The organism is Rickettsia typhi str. Wilmington, assembly GCF_000008045.1.
In the GTDB taxonomy this organism is placed as follows: domain Bacteria; phylum Pseudomonadota; class Alphaproteobacteria; order Rickettsiales; family Rickettsiaceae; genus Rickettsia; species Rickettsia typhi.
The window spans coordinates 376,441-389,241 of sequence record NC_006142.1; the positions used below are offsets into that span (position 1 = coordinate 376,441).

Here is a 12,801-nt window from a genome sequence, read left to right on the forward strand (position 1 = left end):
AATGAGATATTACTCACTAAAACAGGAGAAACTAATGAGTTTTTTAAGGAAAAAAAGTTTTGAATCAGTAAAAGAGATAGGTAGTTCAAGTGGTCTTAGTAAGACACTTGGAGCATTTGATTTAATATTATTAGGTCTTGGTGCTATGATCGGTACTGGTGTATTCGTTGTGACTGGTATAATTGCAGCTAAGTTTTCAGGTCCGGCAGTGATGATATCTTATATGATTGCCGGTATTACGTGTATCTTTGTAGCACTTGTTTATACTGAACTTGCTGCAATGCTACCAACTTCTGGAAGTATTTACACTTATTCTTACGTTGCATTTGGTGAAGTCTTTGCTTGGATGATAGGTAGCGTTATAATATTAGAGCTTGGAGTATCTGCTGGCATAGTAGCAGCTGGTTGGTCTGGCTATGTACAAGGCATATTAGAGGCTGGAGGAATATATTTACCAAAAGTATTAACTACTGTACCTTCAAATGGTGGGGTAATAAATTTACCTGCCTTTTTAATTTCGGCATTCATTGGATTTATTTTATTTTTAGGAACCAAAGATAGTAAAAAAATAAATGCTATTTTGGTTTTTATAAAAATGGCAGCAATATTTGCTTTTGTTTTGGCATCTGCTCCGCATTTTGATGCTACTAATTGGAGTAATTTTATGCCATTTGGTTTCGGTAGTGTTGTAATGGGTTCTTCTATTTTATTTCTCGCTTTTACAGGTTTTGGAACAATTGCCACTGCAGCTGAAGAATGTAAAAATCCAAAGCGGGATATATTAATCGGTATTATAGGATCGTTAATCTTAACTACTTTAGTATATGTTATAATGTCAGGATTAGTTACTGGTATAGCTCCTTTTGATCAATTAAATAATGATCGTCCACTTGCTTATGCCTTAACTATTAATAATAGTAAAATTGGTTCAGCAATTGTTTCAACAGGAGCTGTTTGTGGTATGATGACTGTGTTGATGATGAATATTTACGGTACTTCTCGTATTTTTTATGCTATCGCACGTGATGGTTTACTTCCTAAAAGTTTTGCAAAGCTTCACCCAAAATATGATAGCCCATATATTACGATTATAATATTTTCTGCACTTGCAGCATTTTTAGGTGGTTTTTGTCCTACTGAAATCATAACACAATTAACTTCAATGGGCGCACTTATTGATTATATTGTTGTAGCAATAATAGTAATGATGTTTAGGATAAAATTACCAACTGCTCAAAGATCATTTAAATGTCCTATAGTATTTATTATTGCACCATTTATTTTATTAGCTTGTATTTATTTATTACTTACACAAATGTATGGTGACGAAATATATAAAGGAAACTTTAACCTATTAACATCAGGTAGAGTATTAATATATTGGTTTATTACAATATTTGTATTATATCTTATAAGATCATTTTTTATGAAAAAAGAATAAACATCAACTATATTTATTATAACTATACTCTTGTAATCCACATAACACAACAAAATGAAATACATGATTGACAATCTTCAACCACTTCGAGGAATGAAAGATCTTTTGCCAGATGATTATCAAGTTCACAATTATATAATTAATAAGGCAAGAGATGTTGGAGTATTGTATGGTTATAAGCAAATGAGTACACCAATACTCGAGTATACCCGAGTCTTTAACCGTTGTATGGGTGACAGTTCTGATGTAATCAGTAAAGAAATCTATAGTTTTGTAGATAAAAGTAATAATGCTATAGCTCTTCGACCTGAATTTACATCAGGTATTATCAGAAGTTTTATTTCAAATGGTTTGCATCATAAACTTCCTCTTAAGCTTTTCTCTACCGGTCCTGTTTTCCGATATGATAGACCGCAAGCAGGGCGTCAAAGACAATTTCATCAACTGAATTATGAATATCTTGGAGCTAAAGGCGCTATTACAGATGCCGAAACTTTGAAGTTAGCCGTAGATATACTTAAAGCACTTGAAATAGAGGAAGATACTACATTAGAACTTAACTCTCTTGGATGTAGTGAATCAAGAATTGTTTATCAACAAAAGTTAGTAGAATATCTAAATGATTTTAAAGATAAATTATCGGGAGAAAGTAAAATCAGATTAAATAAAAATCCTATGAGAATTCTTGATTCAAAAAGTGAAATCGATCAAAAAATAATAGCTAATGCTCCGATTTTATCTGATTATCATACTAATGAATCTAAAAAATATTTTGATGAGTTGCTAAAATATCTTGATATTTTAGGTATAAAATATAGCATAAATCCACGTTTAGTTAGAGGGCTTGATTATTATTGTCATACTGTTTTTGAGTTTACTACGCAAAAGCTAGGGAGTCAAGCTACTATTCTTGCAGGGGGACGTTATGACATGCTTAGTCGAATTATGGGTAATTATGATGTGCATGCTATAGGTTTTGCTGCTGGTATCGAGCGTATTGCTTTGATGAAAAAATATAATATATTTGTAATAAAGCCGGTATTTGTATTACCAATAGGCAAAAATAATATTTGCTATGCTTTAGATATTGTAGATAAATTGCGTTTACACAATATTATTTCTATTATAGACCCAATAGGTAAAATAGCTAAAAGAATACAACGTGTGCTTAATGAAGATGCAAAATTTATTATTTTTGTAGGTGATGAAGAAAAGATGAATAATAACCTTAAATTTAAAGATCTAAAAAACCAAAAAGAATATATCATCGATCTTGAAAAAGTCCTTGAGTTATTGAAGTAATAAGATTTTTTATTGTTATACTCTGCAATATAAATTTAAGTGTCGATATCATGCCTGCCTTTAGGAATAAAATGAGCCGTGTTAGCAATGTCTGTAATTTTTTGCAATGATGATTAGGTATCTATGAATAAAAAATATAGTAATGCATTATAGTGCAAATTTACCAAATTGTATACATTAACAAATAATTTGTATCTTTAGAGCTATTTGATTAGGTAAACAACTTTTTTAACGTCTTAACTAAATAGATCCTGCTTTTGATGTATTAACATATCTAGAAATTCCAAAGCTATTTTGTTTGCAGTAATTTTTTATGAAAATACTAAAATTATAGTGTAATAGCACATAATAAGAAAAGTTTTACAGACAAGAGACGCAATATTATTAAATCGGTAAGTATTTAGTGATTACTATTGGTATTGGCGCGGCTTGAGTATGTACAATACGATAATGCTGATTATATTGCTGAATTTTTGCTTATATTATGGAAAATCGCTAACAACATTATTATTAGTCTTGTCATGCATTATGCGTAGGTTATGAATTGCGCGTATTACTTACTCAAATGTTTATTTAACGATCTAGAGAACTATACTTCATGCACAGAGAAATCACTTGTGAATTATCGCATATATTGTCTTTAGTATTATTTTAAAATGCTTTAAAAAAAACTTTTCAAGAAAGGAAATTAGCATGATTATTTTTGTAAAATAATGTTGTAAATAGATATTTTGGATATGAATTATAGAGGAAAAATTATATATGGCAATTATAATAATTTTATTATGCAGGACAATCAGATAATATACGTGTAGAAAAGCTCAGTGAGTGCAGTTTTATAGAAAAGCAAAAAGTAATATGTATTCTTGAATTGATTAGTTTGAAGCGTGCTATGTAAAATACTTTGTAAAAAAGCGTTTATAGACACGAGCATTACAAGATATAAATGAATCTTTAAGAATTAGTCAGTTATTTAGATTTAAAGCATTAAGAAGTTTAGAAAAAAAGAATTAAAATCTATCATATAACTAAAAGTGTTAAATATTTTACATAAAGTTAGTTTCTATTTATTATCACAAGGTGAGCGAGTTAACATCAAAACAGTATCGATAAATCTAATTTATTAAAAGTTTTAATAAATGCAAAATAGCATCATATTTAATGTAGTTACGAGTAAAAAATATCTTATTTCACTCAAGTTAATTATGAGTTACTAATTAATATTATTGATTTGCTTAAAAAGCAATCTGTAACGATAAAAATACTATTAGCAATAGCATTTGATGAGTATCATTTCTATAAACTGGTGTAAGTTACTTTTTAAAATGATGTTAGCAATATTGTGCTTTTTATTGCATCAACAAATTACCTTGATATAGTGTTGTGATAAAAATCTCTGATTTATTGTAATATTAGGTAACACATGATAATTACTTTGTAAAATCCATCAGTCTAAGAATGATCGTTCTTACAAATAGGAAAAATATTATTGATTTTTAATGGCAATGTGATGATTATTAAGTTTTAAGTATTACATTAACTTATTTTAACCTCTGCTATGCTGTGATTTATTTACAGAATCTAGTCATCAGACTCTATATGATCGACCATAAACTTTAAATACATATATGATTACTTTTGAATTACTATATTGCAGTATTGTTCAAAAGCTATAATAAGTTTATTATTTTTTACATAACATAATGACAAAAGTAAAATATAAATATATATTTAATTTTAGAATCATTTAAAGAATATACATATAATGAGTGCAGATACTAATATTAACGATCGCTTAGAAATTGTTATGCAAGATCATTTCTCGATTTTGTCTTTAATAGGCTCTTCCGATTTTATCGGTAAATCTGTTATGTTGATGTTGCTCATTGCATCTATTTGGTCCTGGTCTATTATTTTGCATAAAATATTTAGCTTAGCACAAGTGCAGCGAAGAATACAGAGTTTTGAAAATGTGTTTTGGTCAGGCTGTGTTTTAGAACAGCTATATGAAAGCATAAAAAAATCCGTTAATAATCCGCTAGCTTTAATATTCGTTTCAGCTATGGATGAATGTAATAGTCTAAACACTAAAGGTTTTTCTGAGGCATTAAAAAATAATCATAAAGAGCGTATTATGAGTGCAATGTATTTAGCTCAAAATAGGGAAATCGAAAAGCTCGAGAAGTATTTAAATGTCCTTGCAACTGTTGGTTCAAGTGCTCCTTTTGTTGGGTTATTCGGTACGGTTTGGGGGATTATGCATAGTTTCCAATCAATTGCATTGTCTAAAAATACTTCACTTGCAGTAGTAGCACCAGGTATTGCTGAGGCATTGCTTGCAACAGCTATAGGTCTATTTGTTGCTATTCCAGCAGTAATTTTTTATAACTATCTTATGTCTCGTATTACTCTTATCAATAATAAGATTGAAGATTTTATTAGTGAGTTAAATTCTATACTTTCTAAGGCAATTGATCAGGAGAAAATGTAATGGCTATAAAGTGTGCTGGCAGTAGTAGAAAAAGTAAAAAAACTGTAGTGAGTGAAATTAATGTTACACCGCTCGTTGATGTAATGCTTGTGCTGTTAATTATTTTCATGGTAACTTCCCCAATGTTGGTTTCAGGGGTAAATGTTGATTTACCTGAAACAAATCCAAGCACAATTTTAGGGCAGGATGAACCTTTGGTTGTTACTATCAATAATGAAGGTAAAATTTACCTACTTGAAACTCCTATAGAGAGAACTCATTTAACTGATAAGATTATAAATATTACTACAGGAAACAAGGATGCTAGAATTTTTGTAAGAGGTGATAAAAACGTCTCTTATGGGAAGGTAGTAGAAGTAATTGCTGAAATTCATTCTGCAGGTTTTTCTCGTGTAGCGCTTATTTCAAATATTAAAAATAATGAAAAATAATCAAATTAAGGATCATTTTACGTTTTTCCTTAGTTGTTCTATTATTCTGCACTTAATGTTGTTTTATTGTGTTCTGTTTTGTATGCCGTCACTTTTGAATAAAAAATTTCCAGAGGAGCAAATTATCTCTTTTGAGATATTTCCTCTGAGTGATCGATCAAATATCATAACCCAAACAAAGCAAAAAGAAGATCCGATAGAACATGAAGACGCTAAAAAATCTGAGCAGAGTAAGTTAACAACAGAAGCACCACAAGTAATATCTCAAGAAAAAAATGCTAAAGAGCGTGAGACTGAAACAATAGAAGAAAAATCACCTATAAAAGAATCAAATACTAAAGAAGTAAAAGGAACATTACTTGAGCAAAAAGGAGAAGTAACGCAAGCAAAGCTTAATAAAGAAGAGGGGAAAACTCAGGGACAGAAAGTAAGAAGGCCTGAAGTAAATAAAGACAACAAAAAATTGTTAGAGATACGTAAAGAGGTAAAGCAAAAAAAACATAAAACCGATGAGCTTGACTCTTTACTTAAGAATTTAGAGCAATCTTCGGAAGGAGATAATGTAAAATCCAATAAGTATCAAAGATTAAAAAAAGTTGATAATCCAAAAGAAGCTAAAGGAGTGTATACTGATATGTTACCTCTTTCAAATAGTGAAACATCTTTAATCAAAAGACAGATTGAAAGACATTGGATTAATGTACCAGCAGGAGTTAGAGGTAATAATAAGGTAAAAATCATTATTAGTATTACTCTAGATAAAGCAGGTAACGTTGAGCAAGTAAGGGTTATAGCAAAAATTTGTCCTAATATTCAGTCTAGTATTTGTGAAGCTTTGGTAGATAATGCAATTAGAGCAGTATGGCAAGCAAGTCCTATAGAAAATCTTGACCCAGCACGTTTTAATCATTGGAAAGAAATGAATTTTATTTTTGATCCAAGTAAATTGTAGACTTATTGCATACCTCAAAACTGTAAATAATATTATTTATTATATTTGTGTTTGTGGTGAGAACAGCTTAATTCAAACAACATATCTTGTCGCTTATTATCAAAATAACAATAGACTATTAAGAATAATACGTTATAAAAATTTAGATACATAGTATATGGTATAGAAATTCTTATATAATTGCACTGTATAAATAGTTTATAGATTTTAAAAACAGCATTTACAAGTAAAAGCTGCGAAATAAACTGTAGTGTTTTGTTATCTAAGATTTAAATGGTTTTTAACTTCAGCTAAAACACAGTAAGTATACATAATTTGTAGCAATAAAATTGTTATCTCTATAGTCTCATGTAAGTCTTTTATCACGATCAAATTATAAGATATTACGATTATTTGAATAAGCAAAATGTATCTGATTATTAAGAGTGAAATATAAATCTTTGTAAAAAACTATTTTTAATATATAGTTATTGTTTAGCACTAAAAATAGTAAATATTAAATATAGAGATTTTAACTAAATGATAATTGGATTTCAAACAGGAATTAATCATAAAAAAACCAATAAAATAATAGATATAGAATTGGGAGATTTTATGAAAGATATAGAATATTGGGACAAAAATTTTGAAAGCTGTAAATATTCTGATAAATTGATCGAAAGACTTCTATTTTTAAATAACAAAGTAAAACAACCTATTGATATTAGAGAAGTTAAAAAAGGTATTTATTATGCTCGTAAATATCATGGTAAGCAAATGCGTCAATCTGGTGATCCTTATTATTCTCATCCAATTGCAGTAACAATTATGGTAGCGGAATTTGTAGCAAAAGAAGTTCCTAAACTCTTTACTTCTAGAATACTACAAGCCGCATTATTGCATGACACTATTGAAGATACTGAACTTACGAAAGACATGATTAGCAGTATTTTTGATGAAGAAGTCGCAAGACATGTAGAAGGTTTAACTAGAATTAAACCTTGTGGGAAAATAAGTAGTGCAAAAAGCCTTATTTTATTAATTAAACAAAAAAGGTACGATACTGCTTTGATAAAACTTTTTGATAGAATACATAATTTACAAACTTTAGAAGCAAAATCGCCTGAAAAAGCTCATAAAATAATTAAAGAAACATTAAAAAGTTTTTTAGTATTAAGTGAAATACTTGAAATACCTTCAGTTTCAGAGCTTATATATGCTGAATGTTATAAAAATAATTTAAAGTTTAATATAAATGCTACTTTTAATAAAATTATAAATTTCGATTCTTCTCCATTCGCTCAAAATAAGTTACTCCCATGAAGAAAGTGATTCCTACCGGAATAAAAATTAAAAATAATCCCCAATATCCTAGGTAATTGGTAATATAAACTAAACCAAATGAGGTTATAATATAAGTAAATAATTTTGCTATCGCACTTAGCATACTAGTATATGTAAATCTCTTAAAAACTGGAAAATATTTATAAAATATAGGTGCTGCTGGTACATGATCAAATACAAATAATGCAGCTAAACATTGAAAAATAAAAATATATAAAGGATTAGGGCTATAATTTAACATTATAGGAAAAAACATCAAGGAGGTAAAGAATAGATATAATTTTACTTTTAGAATTTTTAAAGGATGGATTTTATAACTAATAAATGCAAGACCTATAATACCAAGTAAATCTATTATAGATACCCAAAAATTGTGATTTATAATTTGATTAGGAGTGAATCCGCATTCTCTTTTTAATATATCACCGCAATATATATATACGAAATAAAAACACGGTGGTCTAGCACACTGGATAAAAAAATACCAAATGGAAGTGGCATTGGGAACTTTTTGATCTAGAATATCTTTATCAATTTCTTCAATCATAATATTATTTTCTTGAAGTCTTAGTTTTAATTTGTTTCTTTTGTTTGAAAATGCATCTGCTTCTTTTAAGCTTGTTCTTGCAATAGTCCCTACAAATGCAATAGTTGCTCCAACGAAAAATGCTATACGCCAACTTGATTCATGTTGATAAATATTTTGATTAGTAAAAATTGATGCAATACCCAGTGCTACTGTAGTGCCTACTGCAGAAAATACAGTTATAATTGTTACTAATGGATATTGTATAGGAGGAGATGAATTTTCAGTTAAATAAAGCTCTGCACCTCGTGCTTCTGCAGTTGCCGACATACCTTGAATTATACGACATATGGTAAGAATCCACGATGCTGTTATACCTATCTGTGCATATGTTGGCATACTACCTATAATTACACAAGTAATAGCCATTAATAGAGTAGTTAAAACAACTACAATCTTACGTCCAAATTGATCTCCGATATACCCAAATATTAATGCTCCTATAGGTCTAAGCAAATATGTGGAACAGAAAGAAAATGCAGTAAGCAATGAAAAAGTAAAGGGATCATATTCAGGGAAAAATAAATTATTCAAAAGTACTGCCATATGTACATAAAGCATAAGGTCAAAATACTCTAGAAATGTCCCTATAGACAGTAATCCTACAGCTTGTTTTTGTTCTTTGTTTAAACTTTTTTGTTCTTTTTCGTAGCCTAACATAACATTTATACATAACTAATATTGAATAAGCTATACTTTTTATATTAAAAGTCAATAAAGGAGCAAGCATTTTTAATAAAAATGGTGACAAAATATCTAGGTTATGTCAAGGTATCTTACCTAAGATAAATTATCTATTTTTCTCTGAAAGCTTTAAATGCAGTATCTGTAACTGGATCAAGTAAATATCTCAATAGTGTTCTAGTGCCGGTTACGATTTGCACTTCAGCTTGCATACCAGGGTGTAATGCAAGATTTTTTACTTTAGCAACTTTATTAAATTCTTCCATATTAATTTCAACCCTTGCAACATAATAATTATCTTGTTGGTATCCAGGATGTTGTCTTTCATCGTGTACTATATCAGGAGATATACTGACTACTCTACCAGTAAATGTTGGAGTGGTACGTGATTTAAATGCACTAAAACGTATTTTTGCGATTAATCCTTCATGTACTGAGTCAATGTTTTTTTGAGATATTCTCGCTTCTATTATTAATGGATCATTAATTGGTGAAATTTCCATAATAGGTTGTCCGTGACTTATAACACCACCTATAGTATGATATTTTAAATTATTGACTATACCGTCAACAGGTGATCTGATTATTACACGATTAAGTAAATCAGTTAGAGAATTATATTTTTCTTTAAGAGATGCTGTTTGTATTTGAGCTTCACGCAGCTCTGTTAAAGTACGTTCAGTGTATTTATTTTGGTGATTTATAATTTTAATTTGAGTTTCGGTAATAGCATGGCGTATTCCTGCTATTTCTGCTTCAGTTGTTGCAACATCACTTTTTGCAGCTGCAACTTTTGCTTCTTGCTCTAATAAAGCCGCTTTTTGTATAAAACCTTTTTCTTTTAACGTTCTTAAAGCTTTTAAACGATCTTGATACACTGCAGCAGTTTTAGAGGCAGAAATTTTTTTTGCTTCTAAACCTTCAATTTTTTTTTCAAGTTGAGCGATATTTTGATTCAATGCATCTTTCTCTGAGAGATATATTTCTTTTCTAGATTTAAATAAATTTTCCTGTGTATGAATTATTTTAGCTACTTCAGGTAAATTCATATTCTGTATTAGCAAATCAGAGAATGCGATTTGTTCTAAATTATCACGTTCAGCAATTAAACGATTTTCAGTTGCTAAAAAATTACGATACTGACTAAGAATATTTTCATGTTCGCTTTTTATTCTAGTTTCTTCAAGCTCTATTAATTTATCACCTTCGCTAACTTTATCACCTTGTTTAACATAAATAGCATTGATTATGCCTCCTTCATTGTGTTGAATCGTTTTTTTATTTGTGCTTGGTATTACGATACCGATAGCTACAGCGCCGCTATCAAGTGGAGCAAGCGCAGACCATAATCCTCCTATTAACACTAAAAAGATAATAACATAAATACCAAAAAGTATAGGTGACCTTGCAGCTTGGGCTACGTTATTACGATTTTCATCAGTTTTTTTGGTAATAAAATTAATAAACCTATCAAGTTTTAGTAATAAGAATTCTATAGCATCGGAAGTTTTCTTTAATGTAGTATTTATTAAAGCATTACGTTTAGAGTTGTTACATTTAAGGATTAAGCCCTTTTCTCTTAAGGATAATAATTGTTTTAATTGTTCTGGAGTGATTTGAGGTTTGTTGTGTTTTAAATCCTGCATAATATTTATTCATTATTATATTTATTCAGTGTCTGTTTGCATTGTTTTCTATGTCAATCCTATATCATGATTGTAAAATCCACTGTGTGCTACAAATGTTGTTTGTACATGGTTGTCATAAAATGAAAATACTAAATATTATTAGTCTTTTAAAATGTATACCGTATTGCATATATATTTAGTATTACAATATTAGTTCTTAATATGAATTGTATCGCTTTTGAAAGTGTTTAAATGTTTTTGAATTTCTTCTGCTGTCCCATAAACTGCAATGGATCCATCCTGTAATATTAGAATTTTATCAACAACTGATAATACAGATGGTCTATGTGAAATTACAAGAACTGATATTCCTTTCAGTTTTGCTTGTTTTAAGGCCATTGCAAGTGCAATTTCACCTGCTTCATCTAAATTAGCGTTAGGTTCATCTAAAATTATTAATTTTGGATTACCGTAAAAAGCTCTAGCAAGTCCAATACGCTGTCTTTGTCCTCCTGATAGATTAGAGCCTGCAGGGCCGATATCAGTATCATAACCGTCTTGGAATCTTAATATCATTTCATGTGCTCCAGCTATTTTAGCGGCTTCAATAACTTTTTGCGGATCAGCATTCTCTTCCATTCTAGCTATATTTTGTTTAATACTTCCACTAAAAAGTTCTATTCCTTGAGGAAGATAGCCTACATGTTTACCAAAATCCTCTCTATTCCAACGATAAATTTCAGCACTATCTAAACGTACGGAACCTGATGATTCTTTCCATACCCCAACTATGATTTTAGCTAAAGTTGATTTTCCTGTAGCAGAAGGACCGATAATTGCTAAAATTTCACCAGGTTGTACTACAAAACTAATACCTTTTAATATATATTTTGGTACAATAGGTTGTGATAAATGTTTTGGTATAGGGTGAGCATAATAAACATTCTCAACAGTAAGATGTCCATTAACGTTCGGAATTGGCATTGCTTCGTCTCTAGAAGAGTAAGTATTAAATAAATTATTAATGTTTTTGTATGATTTAATCGCCCCGCTCATACTTTTCCATAATTCAATAGCATTATCAAAAGGAGCAAGAGCTCTACCAACTATTATAGAACTCATAATCATATTACCTGGTGTCATATCTGCACTGTGAGATTTTACGACAATGTAAGCACCAACTCCGGTAACAGCCATTTGCATTATATTGCGGACAAATCTTGAAAAATTAGAAATAACACCGTTACGGTAGCTGGCAACTGATTGCTTATCAAGTGCTAATATATTAAATTTATGCCAATTTTTTGTAACATTCTTCATCATCCCCATTGCCTCAATTGATTCTGCATTTCTGTTTGCAATATCTGCTTGTGTCATACCTTTTATCGAAAATTCTGTAGCTTCACCTAGCGTCTTATTAGTTGCTGCAGCATTAAAGAAGGCGGTTGAGACTATTATAATTGCGCCAAAAATGGTAATAAAACCAATATATGGATGAATTGAAAAAATAACAGCAATATAGATAATGCTCCACGGTGCATCGAATAAAGTATTAATCCCAGTACTTGTTAGGAATGTTTTGACAGCTTGAAAATCACGTAATAATTGACTAGACCCAATGTTAACACGTGTTGCAGTTGCAGAAATTGAAGAAGCAAAAATTACAGGAGCGACTGTTCTATCAAGCCATTCTCCTACTTTTATAAGTGTAAAAGAACGAGCAATTTGTAATAATCCGTAAACAAAGTAAATATATGCGATTATTATAGATAAAAATAATAATGTTTGTAGATTACCGCTTCCAAGTACTCTATCAAGAACTTGTAGTGAATAAAGAGGAGTAATTAACATTAGTAAATTAATGACAAACGCAAACCAAAAAACTATCCAAAACGCTGTTTTACATTCGCTTAATGCTATTACTAGCGGATTTTTTTTATTTAAATTTTTTTTATTATCCATA

At 29.8% G+C, this 12,801-nt stretch carries 9 protein-coding genes; 6 read left to right on the forward strand and 3 right to left on the reverse strand.

What is annotated here, in order from left to right; translation table 11 throughout:
• Positions 1–34: 34 nt before the first annotated feature.
• The 6 genes from RT_RS01480 to RT_RS01505 all read left to right on the forward strand — a co-directional run bounded on the left by RT_RS01480 (position 35) and on the right by RT_RS01505 (position 7,919).
• On the forward strand, positions 35–1,441 hold the full coding sequence (locus RT_RS01480) for an amino acid permease (protein WP_011190761.1): 1,407 nt from the start codon (positions 35–37) through the stop codon (positions 1,439–1,441).
• Positions 1,442–1,504: 63 nt separating this feature from the next.
• Positions 1,505–2,743 (forward strand): histidine--tRNA ligase, encoded by a 1,239-nt coding sequence (gene hisS / locus RT_RS01485; RefSeq protein ID WP_011190762.1) that lies wholly within the window; start codon positions 1,505–1,507, stop codon positions 2,741–2,743.
• 1,765 nt (positions 2,744–4,508) lie between these two features.
• Positions 4,509–5,234 (forward strand): protein TolQ, encoded by a 726-nt coding sequence (tolQ, locus tag RT_RS01490; RefSeq protein WP_011190763.1) that lies wholly within the window; start codon positions 4,509–4,511, stop codon positions 5,232–5,234.
• Complete coding sequence (gene tolR / locus RT_RS01495) at positions 5,234–5,665, forward strand: protein TolR (protein WP_011190764.1); 432 nt, start codon at positions 5,234–5,236, stop codon at positions 5,663–5,665. Before tolQ ends, tolR begins: the two co-directional genes overlap by 1 nt.
• Complete coding sequence (locus RT_RS04520) at positions 5,655–6,617, forward strand: energy transducer TonB (protein WP_011190765.1); 963 nt, start codon at positions 5,655–5,657, stop codon at positions 6,615–6,617. Before tolR ends, RT_RS04520 begins: the two co-directional genes overlap by 11 nt.
• A 594-nt stretch (positions 6,618–7,211) precedes the next feature.
• A complete protein-coding gene (locus RT_RS01505) occupies positions 7,212–7,919 on the forward strand; it encodes an HD domain-containing protein (protein ID WP_011190766.1) in 708 nt (235 codons plus the stop codon).
• On the opposite strand, the gene RT_RS01510 is transcribed toward RT_RS01505, so the two are convergent.
• The 3 genes from RT_RS01510 to RT_RS01520 all read right to left on the reverse strand — a co-directional run bounded on the left by RT_RS01510 (position 7,870) and on the right by RT_RS01520 (position 12,800).
• Entirely contained in the window at positions 7,870–9,186 is a 1,317-nt protein-coding gene (locus RT_RS01510) for an MFS transporter (RefSeq protein WP_011190767.1), read from the reverse strand. The two genes, RT_RS01505 and RT_RS01510, sit on opposite strands and share 50 nt — an antisense overlap.
• A 134-nt stretch (positions 9,187–9,320) precedes the next feature.
• The gene (locus RT_RS01515) at positions 9,321–10,856 is read right to left on the reverse strand and encodes an HlyD family type I secretion periplasmic adaptor subunit (protein WP_011190768.1); all 1,536 of its coding nucleotides are present in this window, start codon (positions 10,854–10,856) and stop codon (positions 9,321–9,323) included.
• A 192-nt stretch (positions 10,857–11,048) separates the two neighbouring features.
• On the reverse strand, positions 11,049–12,800 hold the full coding sequence (locus RT_RS01520; RefSeq protein ID WP_011190769.1) for a type I secretion system permease/ATPase: 1,752 nt from the start codon (positions 12,798–12,800) through the stop codon (positions 11,049–11,051).
• Between the last annotated feature and the right edge of the window lies 1 nt (position 12,801).